This is a genomic window from Bacteroides caecigallinarum, assembly GCF_016902295.1.
In the GTDB taxonomy this organism is placed as follows: Bacteria; Bacteroidota; Bacteroidia; order Bacteroidales; family Bacteroidaceae; genus Phocaeicola; species Phocaeicola caecigallinarum_A.
The window spans coordinates 1-26369 of sequence record NZ_JACJLQ010000043.1; the positions used below are offsets into that span (position 1 = coordinate 1).

Here is a 26369-nt window from a genome sequence, read left to right on the forward strand (position 1 = left end):
GAGCAAGTGTGCCGGTGTGGGGCAACCTTCATCTTCCTTTGCTCCTCCGCAGCACTGTAATATCCGTGGAAAAGCACAGTTCAAATGACAGACTTCTAACACTCAAAACAAATAACGATGGATGAAATTATCAATGCTCTAAGAAACCTTAAGATGCCCGGAATGGCCCATTACTGGGCTACCATGCAGGAGACGCGACAGGCAGAGTCGCTCTCCTTGAAAGACGGTCTGCAACTGCTTATACAGGCTGAAATGGATAACCGGAATCAAAGCCGGAATGCCCGTCTGATAAAAAAAGCACACTTCCGTTATCAGGCTTCCATAAGTGAAGTTATCTATGACTGCAAGCGTGGCGTGGACAAGCAGAAAGTGCTTAATCTTGCCACTTGTGACTATGTGAAAAACGGGGTATCCATACTTATTACGGGTGCTGCCGGTACCGGTAAAAGCTGGTTGGGTACAGCGTTTGGTCATCAGGCCTGCATGAACGGATATAAGGTTGCTTATTATAACCTGTACAGGCTCTTCGAGGAAATAAGCCTTGCCCGCATATCCAGTACCCTGCATCGTTTCTTCGCCAAGCTGGCACAGACTGACTTGCTTATACTGGACGACTTCGGCATGAAAGTTCTTGACGGACAACAGTTGCTTGACTTTATGGAGATTATAGAAGACCGCCATGGACAAAAAGCTACGATCATCATATCACAACTACCGGTTGCCAACTGGTACGATGTGATGAAAGGCAACACGACTGCAGCTGATGCAATATTAGACAGGCTGGTACACACAAGTGTGCGCTTCGAGCTACAAGGTAGCAGTTTACGTCAAAAAAGACATCAATACTGCAACGTTACAGACGAAAATCAATAAATTTGCATCGCCATAGGTAAGAGTATGAAAAGTGAACGGATATCACCGTTTTGGGTGAACGGATATCAACCGTTTTCAGCACTTACCTTAGCCTCAACCTTCACCAAATCATAATCACAATCTTTTAATAACAATTCATGTTCATAATTTCGTAACGTTTGTGCTTTTTGTTGCTGAGGCTCATATTTAACAGCCTCATCTATGACTGCAAGAATTGGATTGGCTGTAGCATTCAGTACATTTTGTATATTGTTATTTGGAATGTTTAAAAACTGTCTTATTTGCTGCTTGGTGTTTATATTTAGTTCAAATCTAACCTTCCCTTTGAAATATGAAAGGATTTCATTCTTGGTGCTAAGACCATTTATAAAATTAACATTATTAACTTTCTCCAATTCCTTATATTTGTCATATATGGCTAACCGCTTTTTGTATTTTGGGGTAGAAACCGTGTTTTCCAACGTTATTCCACTATTGTACGGTTTTACAGTCCACTTACGATAATTGTTAAGGTTTTGCCGTATGGTTGAATTAATCACATAAATATCTGTTGCTATATCTTTGGTTACATCGCATTTAACCACCTCTGCATCGTGTAATATAGCCTCAACATTCAATCTACATATATTTAGCTTGTTTATATTACTTAGGCAGTCTTTAATAGTTTCACTATTTATTAACTGCGAGTATTTATCCAATAATATCTTTCCTGTGAATTCTAATACAAGTTCGTTATGACTATAATCTACCAATATCAATAATGAATAAGGTTTATCCTGCTGATATTTATAAGATAATACTTCATCATTTTTAACTGATGTAAGAAAAACCGAAACATTTATATCGGAAATATAATCTATTGAAGTTATCAATTTCATTTTGTCAAATTTTATCATTAAAATTAAAATATAATACATTATTTTTATTTGCAATTTTGCAAATTTTGTCATCTTGACAAGTAGTGAGGAAGAGGTTAATTCTCCACCTTCTCATTTGTTGGTTTATTAGGAATTTTTTTCCAATAGTCTTTTAGTCCATTACTTATATTCTCTTTGTGGGTAAGTGACTTTGATTTACCTTTCATTGCCTGACTGATTTTTTGCTTAGTCATGTCTGATAATTCTCTATATTGTCTCATTTTTTAAGTATATATTAATAAATATAGTAGAAATAGAAAAAATATCAACTTTAATAAGTTTTTTTTATGGAAATATGAAAAAAAATTTTTTCGTACATGGCTAACAGTATGCCTCTTACTGTGCTTATTATTTTTAAGCATAATAAGAGGCAAGTTACAGAGCTTAATTTCAGGTAATTATGTCTCCCAACAAATCAAATAATATACTGAAAGTTATATATAATACAATGGATCATTGATGAGGCTTATCCATTATTTAAGATAGTAATATTGGCTTTTTTCGGTTCAAGAGTCCACTGCCTCAACTCCATAAATTATTAAATAAATGGTTCTTCATCGTAGCCTTCCCATATATCTTCAAGCAGCTCTAACATGCCCAATTTTCCTTCTTCTTTTAATCTCTTTCTTTCTTCGTCACGGGATTTCTCAATAATATCCCTATATTCGGATTGCTCCGACAAATACAACTTTAAATTTGCATTATAAATATTCTCATTATCAAACTCCTTCAGATATGTTTCAATTTGGGCAGGATTACGTCCCATATTTTGTGCAATTAACCCCATAGGAACATTGGCATGATACAAAGCGGAAGCATAGCTGTGCCGAGCACAATAGAATGTTATACCATCGGAAAGTCTTAATCGCCTTGCAATACGTTTCAGGTTGACATTAACAAGATAATTCATATATGCCATACGGCTGAACTTCTTATCTTCTGTATCATTATCTCTATCAAAAATTGGAAATATATAATCCTCTAATTCATTCTCACTCAAGCCCCTTTCTCCATCAATATATGAGCCAAACGGATACAGGTATGGCATTAATAGATTTACATCAACGATAATCTTTGTGGGGTGATTAGTCTTTTGCCTTGTTGTTATAATCTCATAACAATATTTTTTCCTCAATTTATCAATCGCATAATCATATCCAAATTCAGCCGCATCTTTAATAAACTTCTTACTGTCTGTAATTTCAACTATTCGCAAATCTTTCTTTTTTAAGTTAGCAAGGTCAACAAGAGCCATACCTTGAAAGTGGTAACTACAAAGGAATAATGCGAGCGAAAATTGTTCTGCATTAATGGTCGTTAATTTAGTGGTTCCACGTGGCTTAAACTTCTGATTAACCCAATATTGCTTTTCTGACAATTCACCATATACATCATTATTTTCAATACCCAATCTTCCATATCTTTCAAAATAATATACCATAAGAGATGTCATTTCTTGTAACGTTAGTGCCCTTTTCCTTGTTTGGCAATTCAATTTTTTACTGAACTGAAAGGTCGTGAATGGTGTCTCTTTAATATATTCTTTGGTTGTGGCGTAATTAAAAATAGCCTGAAAGCAATCAAAAAACTTCCTTATAGAATTATCCTTATAATGGCAACGTAAATACTCTTCAAAAGAACGTAACCAATTATTTGTAACTTCAAATAGCTCTATATCCTTATTATTAGTATATTTTTTTATGCGGTTGAGTAAAGTCCTGTAACCGGTAGCAGTATTATACTTACCTTTTTCTATTTTGAAAAATTCAATTCTTTTTTCAAACAATGCAAATAAGGTTAGTTTTGTCGGTGCTTTTTTCTGTAAATCGGAAATAATCGTTGAGGCTGAATAGTCCTCTTTACCTTCCAAAGATAAAACATAATTCTGTGCATCGGCTAATTCCTTTGTGATAATAGAGTTGAGGCTATTGGCACGTTTACCCTTTACTCGCTGTTTATCATCGCTCCACTCTTGAGGCTTGCAAGATATACCCATACTTTTATATTTGCGTTTACCATTATAGCATACACGCAGCATAATAGGATGTTCACCATTGGCAAGCGTTTTTGAAGTGTATAATACCACTGAAATAGTAGGCATATTCCGTTTCATACCTTTACTTTTTAGTTTACCTTGTAGTTTACATTTTATTGTGTAAAACCTATATTTGGTTTACACTACAAAGATAATAAACAAATCAGAACTTTCTATATTTCAGTGATATATAAATTATTAATATTTTTCTATTTATTTCCCAAGCACACAAAAAGTATCTTCATTTCCCAATATACTGTTTAAATCGTTCTACATCAGTGTTCATTATTAACCCTTCAGGAAAATCAGTTTCTGCAATCAATTGCATGGCATAACCATATTCGGCTATATCGAAAGAAATATGTGCGTCGCTACCAAGAATCACAGGGACTTCATATTTCTTACACAATCGAAGTATCTCCATATTATTTCCTTTAGCTTCCGGCTTGTTGCGGCAAGGTTTAAGCGAGCTGTTATTTATCTCCAATAATGTATGATGCTCTTTTGATGCCAGTACAATAGGCTCAAATTCAAGACTTGCAGTACCGTCACCCGGATGGCTTATTATGTTAATATAAGGATTTGAAATGACATTCACCATTCCTTTGGTGTTTTGTTCCTTTGTTCCGTGAATGTAACACAACGAATGTATTCCTGCTATACGTATATCCAACATACGGAGATAGAATTCGTCCATATCAATATTGCCGTTAAAGTCGGTTATGTTTATTTCTGCCCCTAACAGCAACTCTATACCGTACATTTGTCTTGGCACGACATGAAGATTACGGAAATAAATCGGGTCACAGGTTCCCGGAATACCTGACGAATGTTCTGTTATTCCCAATAGCTTCAGGCCTTTTGAAGCTGCCGCCTGGGCCATTTCCTGTAAAGTACTGAACGCATGGCCACTGGCTATGGTATGGGTGTGTACATCTAATTCTATATTCTTCATTGTGAGTTTGTAAGTTTATGAGTTTGTGAGTTTGCGAATTTATAAATTTATTTTTGTTATAATCAACCAACTTAAAAACTAAAGAACTTGAGAACTAACATCTCTAATACGGATCCACATCATAATACACAATCAATGATTTAAACCGTTCATCCTCCATTATCGCTTGCTGCACCTGCTGCAGGTAAATACGAATCTTCGACATTGATGCCTGTTGTTCAACCTTTATCACTATTTTCTTTATGAACAATGCCTGTATTCGCCCTACCGGAGGACGGTCAGGACCAAGTATGCGGTCACCAAGTCCGTTTCGCAAATATGCTGCCATACAGTCGGAAGCACATTCCAACACATCTTCCTTGCGGTGCTTGAGATATACATATATCAACCTGTAAAAAGGCGGATAACGGAACATGCTTCGTTCGGCACACTGTTCGTCATAAAGTGCATTATAGTTGTTAGTCACTACATGATGTATAAGCGGTATATCCGGCGATTTGGTTTGTAATACTACAAGCCCGCGCTTATTCTTACGCCCCGCTCTACCAGATACCTGTGCCATAAGCTGGAATGCTCTTTCATACGAACGGAAGTCAGGATAGTTCAGCATCGAATCCGCATTTAATATTCCAACAACACTCACCCTGTCGAAATCCAGACCTTTTGAAACCATCTGTGTACCAATAAGTATATCTGTTTTTCCTTCCTGGAAGTCATTTATAATTCTTTCGTAGGATGTCCGTGTACGAGTAGTATCCATATCCATACGTGCGACCACCGAATCCGGAAATATCTGTTTAATATCGTCCTCCACCTTCTCTGTGCCAAACCCACGGTTCACAAGTTCAACTCCACCACAAGCAGGACAAGATTTAGGCACGCTATAAGTGTATCCGCAATAATGACAAGTCAGCTGATTTAGCCCTTTGTGATAAGTAAGGCTCACATCACAGTTCTTGCATTTTGGAACCCATCCGCATGTACGACATTCTATCATAGGCGCAAATCCTCTACGGTTCTGAAACAGGATAACCTGTTCCTTATTCTCGAGAGCCTCTCTCATTTTCTGTAAAAGGAAAGGAGAAAAATGTCCGGACATACGTCTTTTTCGTACCAATTCCTTAATGTCAACCACTTCTATCTCCGGCATCTGTATCTGCTGAAATCTTTCCTTCATCTCCACAAGTGCATATTTACCGTGCGTGGCATTATAATATGATTCCATACTTGGTGTAGCTGTTCCAAGAAGGGTCTTAGCTCCATAAAGCGACGCAAGCATTATTGCAGCGCTTCTGGCATGATATCTCGGAGCGGGGTCCTGCTGCTTATATGATGTTTCGTGCTCTTCATCTACAATTACCAGACCAAGCCTTCTGAAAGGGAGAAAGACCGACGAGCGGACTCCTAATATCACATCATAATCATTCTCGGTAAGCTGTTTCTGCCATATTTCAACACGCTCCGCATCTGGAAATTTCGAATGATATACCCCAAGGCGTGATCCAAATATTTTTCTCAAGCGCTCAGTAATCTGTGTAGTAAGGGCAATCTCAGGCAACAGATAAAGTACTTGTTTACCGGCTTTGATAACTTCATCAATCAGATGAATATACACTTCTGTCTTTCCACTTGAGGTAACCCCATGAAGGAGACATATATTTTTCTGATGGAATGACGACAAAATAGAATTGAAGGCTCTTTGTTGTACCTCATTAAGGGAATTCAAAGAAACAGTCTCTGCATTTTCTGTAGTCAGACGTCCTATTTCATAATTATACGTCTCAAAAATGTTTTTTTCTATAAGACTGTTCAGAATTGATGACGATACTCCCGATGTCTCAAGCAATTGCTTCTTTGACACTTCAGCCAGGGACTTACCTTCCTGCATCCATCCTGACAGTTCTATATACTTCATCAACAGTGCAAGTTGCTTTGGAGCTCGAGCAAGTAAATTGAACTGGTTTTGCAACACAGACTCATCGCACATGCTATCATGCAGTCGCACGCGAATTTCTGTTTTTGGTCTGTAATTACGTTTTAATTCCTCCTTCACACGAATGGCATCCTTTTCCATCAGCGATTTTATTGCCGGTAGTATATTCTTTATATTGCCGGCACGCTCTATTTGTGTGATACATTGTTCGGTATCTACACTCAGTATATCAAGAATGCGCTGTTCTTTAGGAGTAAGCGGTTCTTCTGCCACAAAATCAGGATTATACTCTACTACGGTCTCACTCTCAAGTTTCATTCCAGACGGCAACGCGGCTTTATATACATCGCCCAAAGTGCAAATATAATATTCAGCTACCCATTTCCAGAATTCCAACTGCCTGTCCAGCATAACAGGTGTCTTGTCAAGGACTTCGGATATATCTTTTGTCTCATACTCCTCTGGAGCCGAATAGTGTATCTTAACCACAATAGCAGTATAATACTTCTTCACTCCAAAAGGCACAACCACACGGCAACCCACCTCTACCTGATTTACGAGTGACTCAGGCAAAGAATATGTAAAGATATTCGCAATAGGAAGCGGCACTATGACGTCGATATACTTTTTCATATTGCAAAGGTACAAAAAAGGATACGCTGTTGACTTCAAATATTGGCAAACTTTTATAGCTTTGCAATAACTAATTTTAATAAGGAATGAAAAAATATAAGATAGGTATTATCGGTTGCGGACATATAGCCGAGAAAATGGCTGCGACAATCAACGGAATGGATGAAACTGAATGCTACGCGGTAGCTTCAAGAAGTATAGATAAAGCTCAGAAATTCGCTTCAAAATGGAATTTCAGCAAAGCATACGGAAGCTATGAGGAACTTGTTTACGACAATCAGGTCGATTTGATTTACATTGCAACGCCCCATTCACATCATTATGAACACGCACGTTTGTGTATAATGAACGGCAAGCCTGTATTATGCGAAAAATCGTTTACGGCAAATGTCCGTCAGGCAGAAGAACTTATTAATCTGGCTGAAGAAAAAAATGTCTTCATAACAGAAGCTATATGGACACGCTACATGCCTCTTTCTGTAAAAATGGTAGAACTGCTGAACGAAGGAGTTATTGGCAAGCCTTACACGCTTTCTGCCAATCTTGGCTATGTTATTGCCGACAAGGAAAGAATTGCCAGACCTGAGCTCGCAGGAGGGGCACTTCTCGACATAGGCGTTTACACTCTGAACTTTGCGGCAATGGCTTTCGGTAATGATATAAAGGAAACACAATCGGCATGCCAGCTTACTGATACCGGAGTTGACGGACAAGAAAATATCACCATATTCTATAACGATGGGAAAATGGCATCACTACAATCGTCTGTTTATGCCCAAACTGACAGAATGGGAGTTATTTCAGGAGATAAAGGATTCATGGTAATAGAGAACATCAACAATCCTGAATGCATAAAGATTTTCGGAGAAGATTATAAGCTGAAAGCTGAATATAAAGCTCCTGAACAGATAACAGGTTTTGAGTATCAGGTAAGGGCTTCTATAGAAGGTATTGAAAACGGATGGAAAGAATCACCTTATATGCCTCACAAAGAGACTATAAGAATAATGCGCCAGATGGATGAACTGAGAAAAAATTGGGGAGTAAAATATCCCTGGGATTAATAAACAAAGAACTGTTCCTTTACAGACTGTATCACATTACTATATAAGTTTTGCGATACAGTCTGTCAAAGAACAGCCCGACAATATCAATATCAGCCCTCGCTATAATATACGCTGAAATTTATTACCACAGGAGTGTCAAGACATTCATTGACCACCAGACGTAACGATAATAGTAAGAATAAGGCGTTCCTGCCCTACCCCCCGCTATATTCACATCGAATCCTCTCGACAATGGTCCGGTTCCGTCAGCATCATCTCCCAAATGCCATTTGCCTACATGGCCGCATCTGTAACCGTTCCTTTGAAACAGTTCACCCATCGTTGGTATATCCCTTCGCAAGTCCTCAGTATTCGGGACAGAAATCAGTTTACGTTTCGTTCTGTCTCCCCTGTCAGGAGGACTTACTGTAAATATGCCATGTCTGGGTGTGTACAGGCCACTCATAAAACATGCCCTGCTCGGTGCGGAGTTGGCGGCTGATGAATAAGCCGTGGTAAACACCATTCCATCCTTCGACAGTTTGTCTATATTTGGGGTTTCGTAGAAATCACTTCCTGTATATCCTGTATCATTTAGCCCCAAGTCGTCTGCCATGATAAATACTACATTAAGCCTGTTCTCCTGCGAACAGAGATAATGTGGCAGCAACAAAGAAGCAAATGTTATAAAATATCATTTCTTCATAGCGGTAATGTTATTTTAAAATATTCATTGTCTCTATGTTCTTTCTTGATTATATCAACCATCTTCTGTACAATATCAGGATGATCTGCCGATATATCCTTATCTTCATGAATATCACTTGATAAATCATAAAGGTGAGGTATTCCTTTCTTTACTACCAGTTTCCAGTCGCCCATACGTACGGCTATCTGGTCAGTCTCATGGAACTCCCAATACAGATAATCGTGTTTTTCCTGCATTTCATCATTACCCATCAATGTAGGAGCAAACGATATACCGTCGAAACAGTCGCCTTCAAGTTTCTTATTCAAATACTTTTTAGGGAATTTCTTATCGCCGACCAATTCGCAGAAGGTAGGCATAATATCATAAAAAGCAAGCTGATGATCGTTCACTGTTCCTGCCTCAACCTTACCAGGCCAACGCACAATAAAAGGAATTCTGATTCCACCTTCATAGCACTGACGTTTCAAGCCACGCAATTTTCCGTCACGGCCGAAAAACTCAGGGTCCGCACCACCCTCCTCGTGAGGGCCGTTGTCGCTACTGAATATCACAATTGTGTTTTCATCCAAGCCCTTCTCTTTCAGTTTTGCCAATATTTCGCCAACGTACGCGTCAAGACGGGTTATCATTCCTGCAAACTCTGCATGGGTATGCACTGCAGGATTATATCTGCTACCTTCATCACCTCCCCAAGTCTTGTCATGGAAAAATTTTTTCTTATAAGACTTCAAAATGGAATCATTTGGCTGGGCCAACTCTGCATGAGGCAAAGTGTATGTAAAGAAACCGTAGAAAGGCATACTTCCATCCTGCGAATCAATCCATTTTAAAGCCTCACGATGGATAATTTCCGCCGAATACTGTGGACGTTTCTTATATTCATCGCCAAACATTGGATAATTGATGTTTTCATCCATAGTGACACGAACTGTTGCCGTATCACCAAGCGACTTGCTGTAACGGTTAAGGAAATTAGGATAATAAAGATGTGCCTGGAACTGACAGATGAAACCATAATATTCGTCTATACCACGTTTGTCTGGGGTAGAACATGAACCTTCGTATCCACCTGCCCACTTACCGAACATACCCGTAGTATATCCGTTCTTTTTCATTATCTCCGGAAGGATTATATGACCAGGATCGTATGGTTCCTGACCTACGACTGTATATTCATCGTTATCGCCATACTTCATCATAGGAACATTCTTCCAATACTCCTTATTACCGCGCACATGTGTATGTCCCGAATGTTGTCCTGTCATTATCGTGGCACGCGACGGCGCACTCACAGGGCTACCGGCGTATGCTTGTGTAAAAAGCATTCCTTCCTGCGCCATACGGTCAATATTTGGAGTGTTGATATATTTCTGACCATAACATCCCAAATCTCCATATCCCATGTCGTCACACAAGATAAAAATAATATTAGGCTTCTCTGTTTTTTTAGCGGCCTGAATATGACATACTCCAGTAGTCAATACTCCGGCACAAATCATTATGTTATTAATAAATCTCATATTTAGATAGTGTTATTATCCGGCTATTAACATCTAAAAGTTGTCTGCCATAATATGACAGACAACTTTATAGAATTATATCAAACGCTTATTCCCATCCAGGATTGTTAGGTGCCAAATTAGGATTGAGTGCAATCTCATTTGTAGGAATCTGATATAGGTAATATTTATCCAACGTTTAAAATTACCGCGAATTTTGTAGTGTACTAAATAATTTGTGTCAACTTATTTAGTACACTACAGATATTTATAATCAATCAGTATATGATATTCTCAGTTTATATTCGAAAGGTAATGGAGCAATCTTGTAATTCTCTAAAGTAACAGGACCGCAACTACCGTTTCCAAGTCCTCGCATCTGAGCATCAAGATGCAGAACTATATATGGACGTTTCTGCAATTCCCAGGCATGACGCGCGTTCATCAGGTCGGCATCTGTATATCTCAATGCAGAGAAAGCTACAGCGCCTTCTGTTTCGATACGTATTCCGCAACCGTCTTTTCCTGTAAGCTTCAGTTCACGCAATGATTCACGATTTCCCATACTCTGCGGCTTAACGTATCGTTCTTCCATATCATCAACAGTAGTAGAGTAACGTCCAATCATACATCCTTCCTTACGGTCAATATAGTTTTCCCAAGGACCGTAAGCATAATAATCCACATTTTCAAGACCGGCATTTACCGCACATACCAAACCGGCACGATACAGCTCTTTAGTCTTTGGGATAAGCTTCACATCCATGTCAAGCACTCCGTTAGGGAAGAATGTGTATATTATCTCTGAGTCGCATAATGAACCGGCACGCAATGTTGAGACAACAACTTTTCCTTTAGATTCTATTACCTTGCAAACGCCAGTAGGTTCCAAGCCATTAGAAGTGTCTGTCGGAACACGGTCGTTCTCGATGAAACGATGATTGTCATACAAGAAACCCTGTTTGCCGTATATCACATCGAGGCCATTAATACGAAGTTTTGTCATACGACCGGTAGCTACATCAAACGCCGCATATATGAAAGCATTACCGACAGTTATCTCTTTCTCATTCTCTTCCACATTCAGAGCAGCGACTCTACTGTTAACCACAAGTTCCGGCAATTTACCACGAGATGAGATTTCAAACTGAGCCTGAGCCACTACATGGTCTTTTACGGACCATTCGGTAGGTTTTGTATTGCGCACATACATATTAAGCATTACCTCACTTCCATTCTTAACAGCCTTACTCAAATTTGTGCCAGAAAGTTTAAGTGTCATGTCCTGGGACATATCCGGAGCTATTGACGGCAAAAGCATACTGTCGCGTCCAACAATATTTCCATTTTCAACAGTTTCCCATAATAGCTCATATCCATTCAATGAGATAAAATCGTATGTATTGTTAATATTAACAGATACGGTATTCTTCTTTATATTCTTCTCTGTAAGTCCGAACTTGACATACTGATAAACAGCCTTTACTTCCTTCAGTTTAGGAGACTCATGACGTGTTGCAGGAATAATACCGTTACTACAGAAATTACCCTGGTGAGGTCCCGGGAAATCATATCCCGTATGAAGTCTTCCTTCATAATTGCCATTCATGATATCAACAGGTTCATATATAGCCTGGTCAACCCAATCCCATATAGCACCTCCGATGGTAGAATTACTGCTTTCTATGCTTTCCCAATATTCTTTAAGATTGCCTATAGCATTTCCCATTGCGTGTGCGTACTCGCAGATGAACATAGGTTTATCAAACGAATTGACATACTTGTCCATCCAGTCCATTCCCGGATACATCTTAGAATAAATATCACTGAAACGGTTTCCACCGTATTCTTTACCGTCACGAGTACTTTCATGATGAACAGGACGTGGGTCAAGACGTTTTGCCGCATCATAGCATGCTTGGAAGTTATTACCACTGCCACACTCGTTACCAAGACTCCAGAATATCACACTTGGATGATTGCGGTCGCGCAGCACCATACGGTCAATACGGTCAACAAAAGCCGGAATCCACGAAGGCATTCCACTGATAGACTGATTTGCATGATCCTCAAGGTCAGCCTCATCCATAGTATATAGGCCAAAATAATCGAACATTGCATACATCCTGGCTGCATTTGGATAGTGAGAAGTACGTATCGTATTGATATTGTTCCTCTTCATAAGCAACACATCCTCAAGCATAGACTCTGTAGTAACGGCACGTCCGTACAGAGGATGAGTATCATGTCTGTTAACACCCTTGAAGAAAACTCTCTGTCCGTTGATATAAACCAAAGAACCGCGTATTTCTATATCACGGAAGCCATATTTGGTAGAAAATGCCATTTCATCCTTATCACCGTTGCGTTGTATTACAGACACAGTATAAAGGTCAGGTGTCTCGGCCGTCCATAACATCAGATTGCGGAGAGTAAAACTTGTTTTCAGTTTTTCAGAACGTTTCTTGCCATTAAAATTTACTGTAAGTACTTCACTGGCAACCGTTTTTCCGAATGGATCGGCAAGTCTTACTTCGATATTCTTCTCGCCGGTGAGACCGTCTCGATTGTCAATGGTAAGTTCTACATCCATACTTCCGTCACGATATCCGGACTCAGGAGTGAGTTTTGAAGTTATATAATGATCGCGTACGCTCACCAACGGTGTGGAATATAAGAAAACATCTCTGAATATACCACTCATACGGAACATATCCTGACACTCAAGATAAGAGCCGTCGCTCCAGCGGAATACCTGCACGGCAAGCTTGTTATCCTTCTCGCGTACAAACTTTGTAATATCAAATTCGGCAACATTATTGGCTCCCTGTGTATATCCTACATATTCTCCGTTAAGATATACCAATGCTGCACTATATATACCACCGAACTGGATAAATGTACGTTTTCCATTCCAGTTATCAGGCAGGTCAAAATATCTAACATACGAACCTACAGGGTTAATGCCATAGTTTTCGCCGCCGTCATTAAATTTCTCGCGGGCGTCGATATAAGGAGGAGTGTTGGAATGAGGATACTCCACATTACAATATATCGGACGGTCATATCCGTGCATTTCCCAGTTCGAAGGAACAGGTATAGTTGCCCAACTACGCACATCATAATCTTCCTTATAGAAATCTACAGGCCGTTCTGATGGCTGTGATACAAAATTAAAATACCAGTCGCCGTTGAGAAGCTCTACAGACTGGCTCTTTGTATATACCCATGGATGCGCATAGAATTCTCTGTCGGCAATCATCTCCTTTTCGCTCTCATAAGGAGTAAATGTAGCGTGACCTGCTTCCTTATTCTCGGCGAACATGGTTTCGTCCTCCCAATACACTTTCTCACGAACAGCAGTCTGAGCCGTTGTCGGTGCAGCCACTTTGGTCTCTGTAATAACGAAAAGTGATGCTTGATCATTCTTTGCCTTATCAGCATCTACAAGTACAATACTTCCATCTTCTTTACACAAAGCCATCCATTGCGATTTATTAGAAGGAACAAGACGCACATATTTTCCTTCCGGCTGTACAAGCCAAAGCTGCATCTCGTCCGAACCATTTGTCTCAACAGCCTGAACAAATCCATTATCACCAGCCTGAATAGCCAGATTATCATACGGATTTACAAATCTGAAACTTCCGGAAAGGTCGGCAATAGCCCAAAGCTGTGCTTTATCGGCCTCGTTTGCAGCAGAAAGTTTCATCTTGGGAGCGGTTCCAGCATAAGTAATGGCCTTTCCATTATATTTTACGGAACTTACAGAATATAGTTTCTTACTGTCAAAACGTTTCTGTGCATTAAGCCCCGTAAACATAAAAGCCATCGCCAGGATTGTAACGATAAATAATAAACGATGTTTCATGTTAATTGATTTTATAATGGGTATTAAAGAAGTTATTTTTTAAGTTTCTCCTCAATAGGATCTTTATATTGAGCCTGAAGTCTGTGAAGCTCCTGCATTAAGTCTTCAGTAATCTGCTCGTATCCTTCTTTTCCAAAGAGATTATTCATTTCTTTAGGATCCTCCTGCAAATCATAAAGTTCCCAAGCATCAATATCATTATAAAAATGTATGAGTTTGTATCTCTCTGTACGCACACCGTAATGACGTTTTACCATGTGTTCGGCAGGATATTCGTAGAAATGATAATACAGTGACTTACGCCAGTCGGCAGGCTTTTCACCTTTCAGCAAAGGGAGCAAGGATACTCCATGTATATCTTCCGGAATCTCGGCACCGGCAAGATCAAGGAATGTAGGCGCATAGTCTATATTCTGAACCATCTCAGGAATATCACCCTTTGCCTTAGTCTTGAAATCGTCTGGAAGACGCATTACGAGAGGAGTATGCATAGATTCCTCGTACATGAAACGTTTGTCGAACCATCCATGCTCGCCCATGTAAAAGCCCTGGTCGGAAGTATATACAACGAGAGTATTCTTCAGCAGTCCGTTCTGCTCAAGATAATCAAGCAACTGTCCTACGTTGTCGTCGAAAGATTTCAGGACTTTAGCATAGTCGCGCATATAACGCTGGTATTTCCATTCGGCAAGTTCTTTTCCCTGAGGGTTTTTCTTATAGAACTCGTCTATTATAGGTTGATAGAATTCATCGTAAACCTTACGGTCTTCAGGATCAAGACGACCGACATAGTCCTCGTATGTGGATTTCAGACGGCTATCCTTGTCGGCACGATACATTTTTGTATCATACATTATATCCATATCCTTGAGAACGCTCATCTCCTGTGTTTTGGCAGCCTCTCTACCCTCATAATCATCGTAGAAATTATCCGGCATTTCAAAAGTCTTGTCCTCGTACAGTGATAAATACTTCAGCTCAGGCAACCAGTTTCTATGACACGCCTTGTGATGCACAAACAAACAGAACGGCTTGTTCTTGTCCCGCTGATTCTCAAGCCAGTTGATACTTTTTTCAGTTATGATATTTGTCAGATAACCTTTCTCAACAATAGTGTCATTATTCATCTCTATAAAACGCGGATTATAATAATCGCCCTGTCCCGGAAGGATTTCCCAATAATCGAAACCTGTCGGAAGACTTTCGAGATGCCATTTTCCGATTATCGCAGTCTGATAGCCGGCCTTTTGTAAAAGTTTAGGCATTGTCTGTTGCGAGCCGTCAAAAACGCAGGTAGTATTGTCATAGAAACCGTTCGCATGGCTATGCTTACCAGTGAACATACAGGCACGGCTCGGACCACTAAGCGAATTGGCAACAAAACTGTTAGTAAACTTTACACCGTCGTTGGCTATACGATCAAGATTAGGTGTTTCTACATAACGGTTGTCATAACAGCTCATCATCTGTGCCGTATGGTCGTCAGTCATTATATATACTATATTATACTGCTGTTCCTTTTCTTTTTTTTCTTGGGAACATGAAGCCAATGCTGCTATAGCTGCAGTTCCGGCAATATAAACCGGGATAGAAGAATATTTCATAATGAATAATTAAAAGTTTAAAAATGAGATTATAATATTTCATCCGGGAATGGTATAACCTTTCCGGTAGATTTAACAGACGGACGCTGCGCCTCTCTCTCTCTAAGATAATCGGACAATTGGGAAGCAAGTTCACGTACTTTTTCAGGCATTACATTGGCAATGTCATTCTGTTCGCCTATATCTTCCTTAATATTAAACAGGCGCAACACTCCGGTTTCCCATGTATATATAAGGTGATAATCCCCTTTCAGTATTGCCGAATAAGCTCCATATCCTTCATCCTTATTCTGAGTCTCACCCCACAAGTTAGGGAAATGCCACACAATAATCTTGTTGTCGTCAATAGTCTTTCCTTTTTTAATAGACGCAACAAAACTTTTTCCATCAACTTTCTGTACCGTATTATATTTCCTTATACCAGCCATTTCAAGAATAGTCGGGAAAAAATCTTCGATAATAATTTTCTGGTCACATTCCGTACCTGGTTTTGTAACTCCCGGCCAATACACCATCATCGGCTCTCTAACTCCCCCCATAAATGCGGAACCTTTTCCGGCACGCGCAGGATAATTCTGGTCTCTATTGGCTACTCCCTGACGGACATTGTCAAGTCCCTGACCGCCATTATCAGACATAAACAGCAGAATGGTATTTGCAGCCACCTCCGGATTTTGTTCAAGATAATCCATAATGTCACCAAGACTCTTGTCCATACCTTCCACAAGTGCGGCATATCTGGCTTCATTCTCATTCAGACCCGCTTTCAGCTGTTCATCATATTTCCCCCTGTACTTTTCTGTAAATCGTTTATCCTCATTGTAAGGGCTATGCACAGCATAATGCGACATATACAGATAAAACGGTTTGTTCATCTTGACAGACTCTTTCATTTCTCTTATTGCTTCAATAGTCAGAGCTTCAGTAAGAAATATATCCTGTCCGTAATACTTCTCAAGGCCCTGAACAGCAAAACGAGTTCCCTCACCAAAATTCTTCGTTCCAAGATAACTTCCGGGAGCCCCATTAGGTCCTCCGGCAATATTCACATCAAATCCCATAGTAGAAGGATCCGCGCCCGGAGTAGTTCTTGCACCGAAATGAGCCTTCCCGCAATGTATAGTTCTGTAACCGTTGTCTTTAAGAATCTGCGGTAATGGCGTTATAGCTGTAGAATTATTGATTTTACCATCCTCAGCAGCCGGCTGGATACCATTGAAATTCCATTCCGGCAGTTCTATAACATCGCTTTTACTATCTGTTTTCTGATTCAGTTCCAATGTCCAGTTCGTCACTCTGTGGCGTGACGCGTTCATTCCAGACATAAGACTACATCTGGTAGGCGAAGAAATAGCACAAGCGTATGCTTGGGTAAATTTAACACCCATCTCAGCCATCCTCTCCATATTTGGAGTATGGAAACGCCTGTTCAGTGTCGTTTGCTCGTTATTATGAAATGGTACTGATGTATCCTGCCACCCCATATCATCTACGAGAAACATTATAATATTGGGTTGTTTCTGTCGTGCGGCTGCTACAGATGTTGCAAGCAGACCGCATGATAGTGTTGTAATAATAAGTTTCTGCATGGTATTGTTTTAATATCCTTTATTTTTGAATGTTTACTCCTATCTCGTTAATATCCACGACAGCCGGAGTTCCATTTACAGATACCGCATCAAGACGTATAAACCTGACTCCTTCAGCGCCACTAAGTGATACAGTCTGAGGTATAGGATTATTCACTATGTTACTGAATTCACTATCCTTTTTAACAGTTTTCCAATTCTTTCCATCAACACTCACTGCAAATGAATACTTAAATGCCATGTCAGGTTTTGCTTCAGCTTTTAAAGGAGCGTATGTAAATGCTGAAAGTGAGACTTTCTTTCCAAGATCGATTATTAACGGAGACTTTGAAACGACTTTCCAAGTATCGCGTGGCAAATTGTTCCATTCCTGAGTTGCAGCTTCATCTGTCAAAGGCTCCGCATAATATGCGGCAACATTACATATATTAGCTATATTTCGTGAGCCTGTAAGAGTAACACGAATTTTATCCGTTTTTACAGCAGGGAATCTGAACATTCTCTTATATCCTACTGTAGTACCCTGTGCCACATTCTTCCACTGCCCATCAGCAAATACATCAACATCAACACCTTCCACTCTCTGACCTCTCGAAATGTCCTCCTGAAGCATTATCACATTAATTTCAGAATTATCTTTAAGGGCATATTCCTTCTGTTCTCCCTGTTCCGCTTTCCAAAGCTTATTGCCTTCTGTTATCTTATTGTCAGCAAACGACTCATCAAGATAAGCCTTGAATTCTTTAAGCCTGCTCACGTCAGCATCGCTTATAAGTCCTCTCTTGTCAGGAGGAATATTCAGGAGTAAAACAGAATTATAACCTACAGACTGGAAATAAATGTCAGTAAGATGTTTGAGAGATTTCACCTTACTATCCTGGTCTTCATGATAGAACCATCCCGGACGAATTGATACATCCACTTCAGACGGATACCAGAACAGTTCTTTTGCCTTTGATAGAATGTCTCTTCCACCCAAATCTTTTGACATATTATTTATATCCAATGCATTATTATTTTCAGTTGCACGGGCATATACTCCAGGCGTTAATACAGTCGCACTCCATTCGGTTTCACGTCCTATACCTTTTTCATTACCAACCCAACGTACATCATCACCCATTATAGCAGTAACAGCCTTTGGTTGTAGAGTACGTATTGTTGAATAAAAAGCGTCCCAGTCATATACCTGTTTTTTACCGTTAGGACCTTCACCGTTTGCTCCATCAAACCATACTTCATGCACTTCACCATAATTAGTCAATAATTCGGTGAGTTGTTCTATGAAGAATTTATTATAAGCAGGAGAATCACCATAACATGCAGCATTCCTATCCCATGGAGAAAGATAGACACCGAACTTCATACCATATTTATCACAGGCATTACGAAGTTCCTTCACTACATCTCCCTTACCATCTTTCCAAGGCGAGGATTCTACAGAGTGCTTAGTAGTCTTCGTTGGCCATAAGCAAAAGCCATCATGATGTTTTGCTGTAATTATAACCATTTTGAATCCGGCATCTTTAAGAGTACGTACCCATTGCTCTGCATCGAGTTCTGTTGGGTTAAATAAAGCGGGGTCCTCGTTTCCATCACCCCATTCACGTCCGGTGAAAGTATTTATTCCAAAATGAAGAAAAGCTGTCAGTTCCATTTTTTGCCACTCCAACTGCTGTGGCGTAGGAACCAAACGAGATGCCATATCAACTTTCTGCTCAATTGTTATACCTTCCGGAAATTCCAGATGTTTTGTGTAATATTCTTCACTTGTTGTACAAGAACAAAGAGACAAGATAGGACACAATGCCATTGTCCTAATAATTTTTTTACAGTTCATATTATATATAGTTTTGGGATTTCCAAAGGAGGCATCAGCAAATATCAGATAAAAAGATATATAATCAAATTAAAAATTTAAGGTTATTATTTGCCGTTATTTAATTCTACTATGCAAATATATAAAACTAATCCAATAATAATGGCATTAATATAAAACAAACTGAATAAAAAAAACATTAGAAAACAAAATTCTACAAAATTACACAAGTTTCAAAGGAATATTACCTTTAATTACCATCAACTTGATGCTTTTTATACCTCCGATAGTTTCGTATGACTCATAGCGTTTGACATAACTGAGAATATTGTATTGCAGTACGCACAATGATATGCCTGCAATCTGTCCGGCGAAGTCTCTGCACTGGTTCTTTCCGAGTTTAAGATTTTGCTTCATCTCTTTGTGAGCCACTTCGATAACCCATCTTCTTGAGTAAAGTCTGAAGGCTTCTTTCGCATCAAGTTTCAAATCCGAGGTAAGCAGAGCATTCCAATTGCCGTTCTTGCCTCTTCTGTAGAAGAACAGGCAGACCTTAATGCTGGAGATTTTAGCAGAGACAGTTGCTGTGTAGTAACCGATTGAGCGGCTATACTTTACGTTCTTGGATTTCTGGAGAGCCTTGATAAGTTCAGGCGCTGTCTTGTTTCCAAGATCTGTCTCATACTTTGTCTTGCCCATCTTTATCATTCCGATAAGGTGGCATCCAAAGTGCCTTGAGACCACGAACTTCAAAAGTTCAGAGCAGGTAAACCAGCTGTCAACAAGAAGATAATCGAAACGTACACCCTCTATGATTGAGCGCTTGAGCATGCTGATGGCCGTCTCAATCTTACTTGCAAAATACTCAGCGCTACGCCTGGCAATACGCTCATCCCCTGAGTGTTCCTTACAATAGCGAGCCTCCGTCTGTTTCTTGGATAACCCCTGTGGCTTATCGCTTCGTTTTCCCTCCTCTCCATGGAGAGATTTGCTTTCAGACGCGATGGTTATGAGTTCGTATTCCACGATTATCGTCTGCCTGCCAGTGAATGGACTAAAATACGCATTGAAGGCGATGTGAAAGGTACTACACTCTTTGTTAATGGGAAAAAGATTGAAAGACTGGAAGGACGTACACGCGAAGTATATAACTTCAAGCATAACAGAAAAGACAAATTCTGGTATGTAGAGACCCTGATATTCCCACTCGAAACCATTGGTGACGAATACATGGGATTCAAGGGAAAAATAAAGAATGTTACATACAGACATACTGAACATTAATTTGTTTCGAACAATATTTTTAAGCGAACAGACATAATAACCGTTGCACGAACGTGTAACGGTCGAAACACGAACGTGCAACGCGTGCAACACATACGTGTAACTAGCGTAACACGAACGTGTTACACCAACTTTACAGAATTGTTTTCCTAATAAAAAAGAAAAGCTTATATGAACAGAATAAAAAATTTATTCATTGTATTTCTTTATCTTCTTTCTTTCACAACCGCTTATGGCAGAGAAGAAAAGAATGATTATGAACTGATATGGAAAGAAGATTTCAAAGGAAAATCTATCAATTTCGAAAAATGGAGTAAAATCACAAGAGGAAAAGCAGACTGGAGAAAGAAGGACTACCATTGACTACAGCTTCCGTATGACTCTGAGGATTGAAAGATGCAGACGAATAAAACACAGCATTTCCATCCGCTGTTGACATTTCTATTGAGTTAAGGTTGAATGCCTCATCCGTACTGTTTGTCACCTTAAAGATGACAAGTGATGTGAGATGTTTGAATACCACACCTGTCAGCACATTGCCACCTTCATCATTGCGTACTGGTGGTGCATACATTGGTCTGAACTGTCCCTTTCCTGCTCCAATATCGCCTCCCGTCGGATTATCCACTACTCCATTATCCGAAACATCAGTCTTTCCGCAAGAAGAAAAGCTAAAGAGTAATGCTGTTAAAAGAAAAAATATGCTTACTTTATTCATAATATCATCAAAGATTACCATTCACCAATAAGTCTATCTCCTTCAGACCCAAAAACTCCCGTAGATGTTGAGATAGTGTTTCCACTAGCACAAAGAATTCCTTCAGACAGCATCTCAATACATTCGCAAACAGGTGCAACATACAATTCTTTTACCTCAACTTTTTTCAAGTCTTGTTTCATAAACTATACCTATCAAATTATTAATTATCAAAATCTTTACAGATTACAAGACAATTATGAACATGCATTTGTTCATCATAATGTTCAAACACATGCTTATATTGATTTAAGTCAATAACAAAACAACATGAAAAAATTCAAGGTCTTAACTATAATCATTATTTTAGTTACACATTGAAAACAAAAAAAAGTCCCGCAAACTTTTTGATATTAAAGTCTGCGGGACCAAGTTTATATCTTATTATTTATATCAGAACATATATGCCAGAGAAACCTGCCATGAATTTTTTCTAATGTTGGAACGCAAGTCACCGTCAGCAGATTCAACAATCATGTCTCCAAGTTTACTAGCTCCGATATTATAGTTAACTCCAACCTGAAGATGACGAAGCAATTTTAAACCGGCTCCTACATTAACACTGACAAAACTTTTGTTTGATTCTTCCATTAACTGCTTCCATCCGTCATTTATGCTGAAACCGAATTGTGGACCGGCTGCAACATATACTCCAAGTGTGCTTCCAAGTCCTAATGTCCATTTAAGGTTTACCGGAATTTCTACAGATTTCAATTTCTCCGAATTCTTATTATTAACATCCAATCCTGATTGTGAATAAAGAGCTGCCACATCTATTCCTAAACCGATAATAGGCAGAGTAACATCAACCATAGGGCCTACAAAGAAACCGGTTGTATTATCTCCTACTTTATTATCTAACTTAGAAACATCCAAACCACCCTTCAGACCGAATTTTACTTGAGCCTGTGCGGGAACAGCCAGCAACAGACACACCATAATGACTAAAGTTGAAAAAATTTTCTTCATAATTGTTCTATTTTTAAAATTTACAATGGCAAAAATAATAGTTTAATATTAAAAAACAAGCTTTTTCTTAAGATTTTATATTTGCGAATAAAACAAATACACTTCAATCCTGAATTATAAAATATAAAACAAACGTCTGCCCAATAATGTTTAAACACCATTTAAATTGTATTTAAACTATATTCAGCAGACGTTCTAATAAATATACTATTTTAAATTACTTATTCAGTTTCCAGGTAAATCCATCCTTGGTATCTTTAACCTCAAATCCCAAGGCAGCAAGATTGTCGCGTATCTTATCGCTTGTAGCCCAATCCTTGTTAGCCTTGGCCACCATACGCTGTTCCAGCAACATATCTACCACTTTTCCGTAAGCCTCCTCGCGTGCAGCATTGTTCTCTGCATCAGCTTTAAGACCAAGAATTTCGAACACAAACATATTGAATACCTGTTTCAGTTCCTCAAGGTCAGCCTCGCTGATAGTAGCCTTCTTGTCGATTACAGTATTTATCATACGTGTGGCATCGAAGAGGTGTGAGATTACGATAGGAGTATTAAGGTCATCGTTCATTGCATCGTAACATCTCTCGCGAAGTCCTGCCGGTTCAATACCGCTTGTAGTCTTCGCCGGGGTGATACGTTCAAGATTCTTCACGCCCTCCATCAGTCTTTCAAGCCCCTTCTCAGCAGCCTGAAGAGCCTCATTGCTGAAATCAACAGTACTGCGGTAGTGCGCCTGAAGGATGAAGAAACGGATTGTCATAGGCGAATATGCCTGTGCAAGCAACTTGTTGCTACCTGTAAAGAACTCATCAAGAGTAATGAAATTGCCCAACGATTTACCCATCTTCTGACCGTTTATGGTAATCATATTGTTGTGCATCCAGTAGCGTACCATGTCATGTCCCTGCGAAGCCACACTCTGTGCAATCTCGCATTCATGATGCGGGAACACAAGGTCCATACCTCCACCGTGGATATCGAATGTCTCACCCAGATATTTCTTACCCATAGCAGTACATTCGCAGTGCCATCCCGGGAAACCGTCACTCCATGGTGAAGGCCAGCGCATGATATGTTCAGGCTGTGCACACTTCCAAAGAGCAAAATCTGCAGGGTTATGTTTCTCCTGTTGGCCGTCAAGCTCACGTGTAGTATTGATTACATCGTCAAGATTTCTTCCTGAGAGTTTTCCGTAATGATGGTCTTTGTTGTATTTTGCCACATCGAAATATACAGAACCCTGGCTTTCGTAAGCATATCCGTTCTTCAGGATTTCTTCTACCAGCTGAATCTGTTCGATGATATGTCCCGAAGCATGAGGTTCGATGCTTGGAGGAAGGACATTGAGTGCTTCCATAGCCTTATGATAGCGGTTCAGATAATACTGCACCACCTCCATAGGTTCAAGCTGTTCCAGACGGGCCTTCTTTGCAATCTTGTCCTCACCGTCGTCGGCATCATGTTCCAGATGGCCCACATCAGTGATATTGCGTACATATCGTACCTTATATCCCAGATGAGTGAGATAACGGAAAAGAATATCGAAAGTAATTGCCGGACGCGCGTGTCCCAGATGAGCATCACCATACACGGTAGGTCCGCACACATACATACCCACATGCGGTGCGTGAGCCGGCTTGAAAAGTTCCTTCGAACGGCTCAGTGTATTGTAGATTAAGAGTTTATTTTCCATAATGCATAATAGTTACGTTAGACCGCAAAGTTATAAATAAATTCATGACGGACACATACTACCGGTAATTTTATTATGAAATATCAATATAATACACTGTTTTACTTCACAATAACCACTCCGCCTTCAGGCTGTAGCACCACCGGAACAGACGACGCTTTCTTTACCTTTAGAGTTTCTTTCTGCGGTTCACGCTTCTTGTTGTCATAATAATATGTACATTCATCTCCATCCATAAGCATAGAAAGGTTCAGTTCAAGTTTCAACGGTTCTTTCAGCGCGTTAACTCCCGCAATATACCAACGTCCGTTATGGCGACGTGCCAGAACGCAATACTTACCCGGATAGCCGTCAATGAATCGTGTCTCGTCCCATGTAGTAGGAACTTCCTTCATGAACTCTATCATAGATGCAGGAGCATCATACAGATTATTCGGAGCTATCGCAAAGTTCTGAATAGGATTCTGGAAAAGCACAGCAGTGGCAATCTGGAACACATCAGTCGTACGTCTTGTCGTACCTCCGTCATTAGTCTTGTTCAGTCTCTTGTTCAGGATTGTTCCACCAAATTCCATACATCCTATAGTGTTACGTATAAACGGATGGAGCGTGGCATTAAACGCCTCATTATCATCGAAATGCTGGTTAAATATCAAGTTCTCTGATGCAAGCACGGCCTCACTTCCCACATAGTTAGGATACATACGTTCCCATCCGCGCGGAATGGTACATCCGTGGAATATAATCATCAGTCCATGGTCATTAGCATCGCTCAGTATATCCTCATATAGCCCCATCATCTGCTGTTTGTCGCTACCGAAGAAATCCACCTTCAAACCTTTCACACCACATTTCTGCAACCACTTCATCTCACGCTTGCGGTCCACAGAATTGCTCATACACTGTTTTGCACACTGAGGCGCATCGTTCCAGTATCCGTTAGAGTTATACCATACAAATACATCCACCCCTTTACTTTGTGCATATTTGAAAAGTTCCTCCATACGTTCACGTCCTATATTGGTTTCCCATCCGCCGTCTATAAGCGTAAACTCATATCCCATTTCAGCAGCCAGGTCAATGAATTTTATCTGGTCATCATAATTGATGCTCGGGTCCTGCCACAGTATCCAGCTCCATGTGGAACGTCCGAATTTATATTCCTGCGACGGTTCGTACAATGGTTCCACTACATCAAAAGGCACAGTAGTCTCCACTATAGGTTTCAGATTATCTCCCACAGTTATAGTGCGCCACGGAGTTTCTCCCGGAAGCGCAAGTCCCGGAGTAGATGCACCCAGACCGTTCAGTTCACCCTCGTTAGGGAACGCAATAGTATAAAGGCCTTCTTCGGTAGCGTCACTCAGATGCGACGCACAGTATTTGCTTCTCACACCTGTCTCCGACACCAAAGCCCAGTTGTCTCCCACATGGAAAAGACATGGGAATGTATATCCCTCGCCATACTGCGATGTAGTAGAGATAGGAGCATCAGCCTTATATTCCTCTTCATAACTAGGCTTGGTCCTTTTCCATCCCACCATAGGATCGCTCTGAGGGCAAATAAATGCAGTGGTATTCTCAGGGAAATCAAATCCTGTAGCCTCAGCCTTCATCACTATAGATGCAGTTTCGCCATACTGCGGCAATTCATAACGGAAAGCAATGTCATTATTGCTCACTCTGAACACTACGTCGTAAGAATTCTTGTCGGCATTTGTGAATGTTACCCTCAGTTCGTTAGCATTATAATTTACTGAAGACTGCTTAATCCTGTCCTGTACATAGGTTTTCTTTATTGACGATGATTTCTGTCCCACATATGAGACGTTCCTGCTGAAATCGCCTATGCTTGTGACAAATCCCAAAGGAGAATCCTCAAGAATAATGTTGTTTTTATAAGTAACTGTATAAATCGGTTTTCCTTCTTTTACGGAAATATCAACCTTAAGGTTCGAGTCCGGACCTTTCACTGTTGCCTGTTGGGCGAATAATGGAGAAAATGACAGTGCGAATGCACACAATAAAAGATGTTTGTTCATAAGTATTATGTATTAATTAAAAACCTTATGACAAACTTACATAAAAATCTTCGTTTTTTATGCCGGTGCAATAAAAAATCAAGCCCTACGTACTTGATTGATCGTCTATTGCCGTGCTCGAAGCACAAAATGTTG

At 39.8% G+C, this 26369-nt stretch carries 18 protein-coding genes and 3 pseudogenes; 4 read left to right on the top strand and 17 right to left on the bottom strand.

Annotation, left to right across the window (positions count from 1 at the left end; genetic code table 11):
• Positions 1 to 117: 117 nt before the first annotated feature.
• On the top strand, positions 118 to 873 hold the full coding sequence (istB, locus tag H6A27_RS12210; protein ID WP_204508863.1) for an IS21-like element helper ATPase IstB: 756 nt from the start codon (positions 118 to 120) through the stop codon (positions 871 to 873).
• Between the two features lie 65 nt (positions 874 to 938).
• Here istB and H6A27_RS12215 read toward each other — a convergent pair whose 3' ends face one another.
• The 5 genes from H6A27_RS12215 to priA form a co-directional block, all read right to left on the bottom strand.
• Positions 939 to 1751, bottom strand: a complete 813-nt coding sequence (locus tag H6A27_RS12215; protein WP_204508864.1) for a phage/plasmid replication domain-containing protein — start codon at positions 1749 to 1751, stop codon at positions 939 to 941.
• A gap of 95 nt (positions 1752 to 1846) precedes the next feature.
• Positions 1847 to 2011, bottom strand: coding sequence for a hypothetical protein (locus tag H6A27_RS12220; RefSeq protein WP_204508865.1), 165 nt, complete (start codon positions 2009 to 2011; stop codon positions 1847 to 1849).
• Between the two features lie 317 nt (positions 2012 to 2328).
• Entirely contained in the window at positions 2329 to 3903 is a 1575-nt protein-coding gene (locus H6A27_RS12225; RefSeq protein WP_204508866.1) for a site-specific integrase, read from the bottom strand.
• Between the two features lie 163 nt (positions 3904 to 4066).
• Entirely contained in the window at positions 4067 to 4780 is a 714-nt protein-coding gene (locus H6A27_RS12230) for a phosphatase (RefSeq protein ID WP_204404268.1), read from the bottom strand.
• A 103-nt stretch (positions 4781 to 4883) separates the two neighbouring features.
• Complete coding sequence (gene priA / locus H6A27_RS12235; RefSeq protein ID WP_204508867.1) at positions 4884 to 7346, bottom strand: replication restart helicase PriA; 2463 nt, start codon at positions 7344 to 7346, stop codon at positions 4884 to 4886.
• Between the two features lie 86 nt (positions 7347 to 7432).
• Here priA and H6A27_RS12240 point away from each other — a divergent pair, with 86 nt between their 5' ends.
• Complete coding sequence (locus H6A27_RS12240) at positions 7433 to 8410, top strand: Gfo/Idh/MocA family protein (protein ID WP_204508868.1); 978 nt, start codon at positions 7433 to 7435, stop codon at positions 8408 to 8410.
• A 163-nt stretch (positions 8411 to 8573) separates the two neighbouring features.
• Here the strand turns inward: H6A27_RS12240 and H6A27_RS12245 are convergent.
• From H6A27_RS12245 to H6A27_RS12275, 7 genes and pseudogenes are all read right to left on the bottom strand, one after another.
• Positions 8574 to 9080 (bottom strand): annotated as a pseudogene (locus H6A27_RS12245) (sulfatase-like hydrolase/transferase); the annotation flags it as partial.
• Positions 9081 to 9094: 14 nt separating this feature from the next.
• The gene (locus tag H6A27_RS12250; RefSeq protein ID WP_239469673.1) at positions 9095 to 10603 is read right to left on the bottom strand and encodes an arylsulfatase; all 1509 of its coding nucleotides are present in this window, start codon (positions 10601 to 10603) and stop codon (positions 9095 to 9097) included.
• A gap of 274 nt (positions 10604 to 10877) precedes the next feature.
• The gene (locus tag H6A27_RS12255; RefSeq protein ID WP_204508870.1) at positions 10878 to 14474 is read right to left on the bottom strand and encodes a glycoside hydrolase family 2 TIM barrel-domain containing protein; all 3597 of its coding nucleotides are present in this window, start codon (positions 14472 to 14474) and stop codon (positions 10878 to 10880) included.
• 32 nt (positions 14475 to 14506) lie between these two features.
• Positions 14507 to 16078, bottom strand: a complete 1572-nt coding sequence (locus tag H6A27_RS12260; protein WP_204404280.1) for a sulfatase family protein — start codon at positions 16076 to 16078, stop codon at positions 14507 to 14509.
• A 29-nt stretch (positions 16079 to 16107) separates the two neighbouring features.
• Positions 16108 to 17667, bottom strand: a complete 1560-nt coding sequence (locus tag H6A27_RS12265; RefSeq protein ID WP_204508871.1) for a sulfatase — start codon at positions 17665 to 17667, stop codon at positions 16108 to 16110.
• A 19-nt stretch (positions 17668 to 17686) separates the two neighbouring features.
• Positions 17687 to 19480, bottom strand: coding sequence for an alpha-L-fucosidase (locus H6A27_RS12270; RefSeq protein ID WP_420867862.1), 1794 nt, complete (start codon positions 19478 to 19480; stop codon positions 17687 to 17689).
• A 282-nt stretch (positions 19481 to 19762) separates the two neighbouring features.
• A pseudogene (locus H6A27_RS12275) lies at positions 19763 to 20473 on the bottom strand (transposase); the annotation flags it as partial.
• On the opposite strand from H6A27_RS12275, the pseudogene H6A27_RS12280 reads away from it, so the two are divergent.
• Positions 20471 to 20770 (top strand): annotated as a pseudogene (locus tag H6A27_RS12280) (family 20 glycosylhydrolase); the annotation flags it as partial. The pseudogenes H6A27_RS12275 and H6A27_RS12280 overlap by 3 nt on opposite strands.
• A 171-nt stretch (positions 20771 to 20941) precedes the next feature.
• Positions 20942 to 21133 carry a hypothetical protein gene (locus H6A27_RS12285; protein WP_204508874.1) on the top strand — a complete coding sequence of 64 codons (192 nt, stop codon included), beginning with the start codon at positions 20942 to 20944 and terminating at the stop codon, positions 21131 to 21133.
• On the opposite strand, the gene H6A27_RS12290 is transcribed toward H6A27_RS12285, so the two are convergent.
• From H6A27_RS12290 to H6A27_RS12310, 5 genes are all read right to left on the bottom strand, one after another.
• Positions 21090 to 21509 (bottom strand): hypothetical protein, encoded by a 420-nt coding sequence (locus H6A27_RS12290; protein ID WP_204508875.1) that lies wholly within the window; start codon positions 21507 to 21509, stop codon positions 21090 to 21092. The genes H6A27_RS12285 and H6A27_RS12290 overlap by 44 nt on opposite strands.
• Positions 21503 to 21670: a hypothetical protein gene (locus tag H6A27_RS12295; RefSeq protein ID WP_204508876.1), complete on the bottom strand. Its 168-nt coding sequence runs from the start codon at positions 21668 to 21670 to the stop codon at positions 21503 to 21505. The genes H6A27_RS12290 and H6A27_RS12295 overlap by 7 nt, the downstream gene beginning before the upstream one ends.
• A gap of 250 nt (positions 21671 to 21920) precedes the next feature.
• On the bottom strand, positions 21921 to 22496 hold the full coding sequence (locus tag H6A27_RS12300) for a porin family protein (RefSeq protein ID WP_204508877.1): 576 nt from the start codon (positions 22494 to 22496) through the stop codon (positions 21921 to 21923).
• A gap of 217 nt (positions 22497 to 22713) precedes the next feature.
• Complete coding sequence (gene cysS / locus H6A27_RS12305; protein ID WP_204508878.1) at positions 22714 to 24192, bottom strand: cysteine--tRNA ligase; 1479 nt, start codon at positions 24190 to 24192, stop codon at positions 22714 to 22716.
• Between the two features lie 101 nt (positions 24193 to 24293).
• On the bottom strand, positions 24294 to 26234 hold the full coding sequence (locus tag H6A27_RS12310) for a glycoside hydrolase family 97 protein (protein ID WP_204508879.1): 1941 nt from the start codon (positions 26232 to 26234) through the stop codon (positions 24294 to 24296).
• Positions 26235 to 26369 lie beyond the last annotated feature (135 nt).

Excerpts from the sequence above, each read along its gene's own strand:
- istB (WP_204508863.1), top strand. The coding sequence starts at position 118 with ATGGATGAAATTATCAATGCTCTAAGAAACCTTAAGATGCCCGGAATG.
- H6A27_RS12215 (WP_204508864.1), bottom strand. The coding sequence starts at position 1,751 with ATGAAATTGATAACTTCAATAGATTATATTTCCGATATAAATGTTTCG.
- H6A27_RS12220 (WP_204508865.1), bottom strand. The coding sequence starts at position 2,011 with ATGAGACAATATAGAGAATTATCAGACATGACTAAGCAAAAAATCAGT.
- H6A27_RS12225 (WP_204508866.1), bottom strand. The coding sequence starts at position 3,903 with ATGAAACGGAATATGCCTACTATTTCAGTGGTATTATACACTTCAAAA.
- H6A27_RS12230 (WP_204404268.1), bottom strand. The coding sequence starts at position 4,780 with ATGAAGAATATAGAATTAGATGTACACACCCATACCATAGCCAGTGGC.
- priA (WP_204508867.1), bottom strand. The coding sequence starts at position 7,346 with ATGAAAAAGTATATCGACGTCATAGTGCCGCTTCCTATTGCGAATATC.
- H6A27_RS12240 (WP_204508868.1), top strand. The coding sequence starts at position 7,433 with ATGAAAAAATATAAGATAGGTATTATCGGTTGCGGACATATAGCCGAG.
- H6A27_RS12250 (WP_239469673.1), bottom strand. The coding sequence starts at position 10,603 with ATGATTTGTGCCGGAGTATTGACTACTGGAGTATGTCATATTCAGGCC.
- H6A27_RS12255 (WP_204508870.1), bottom strand. The coding sequence starts at position 14,474 with ATGAAACATCGTTTATTATTTATCGTTACAATCCTGGCGATGGCTTTT.
- H6A27_RS12260 (WP_204404280.1), bottom strand. The coding sequence starts at position 16,078 with ATGAAATATTCTTCTATCCCGGTTTATATTGCCGGAACTGCAGCTATA.
- H6A27_RS12265 (WP_204508871.1), bottom strand. The coding sequence starts at position 17,667 with ATGCAGAAACTTATTATTACAACACTATCATGCGGTCTGCTTGCAACA.
- H6A27_RS12270 (WP_420867862.1), bottom strand. The coding sequence starts at position 19,480 with ATGGCATTGTGTCCTATCTTGTCTCTTTGTTCTTGTACAACAAGTGAA.
- H6A27_RS12285 (WP_204508874.1), top strand. The coding sequence starts at position 20,942 with ATGAACAGAATAAAAAATTTATTCATTGTATTTCTTTATCTTCTTTCT.
- H6A27_RS12290 (WP_204508875.1), bottom strand. The coding sequence starts at position 21,509 with ATGGTAATCTTTGATGATATTATGAATAAAGTAAGCATATTTTTTCTT.
- H6A27_RS12295 (WP_204508876.1), bottom strand. The coding sequence starts at position 21,670 with ATGAAACAAGACTTGAAAAAAGTTGAGGTAAAAGAATTGTATGTTGCA.
- H6A27_RS12300 (WP_204508877.1), bottom strand. The coding sequence starts at position 22,496 with ATGAAGAAAATTTTTTCAACTTTAGTCATTATGGTGTGTCTGTTGCTG.
- cysS (WP_204508878.1), bottom strand. The coding sequence starts at position 24,192 with ATGGAAAATAAACTCTTAATCTACAATACACTGAGCCGTTCGAAGGAA.
- H6A27_RS12310 (WP_204508879.1), bottom strand. The coding sequence starts at position 26,234 with ATGAACAAACATCTTTTATTGTGTGCATTCGCACTGTCATTTTCTCCA.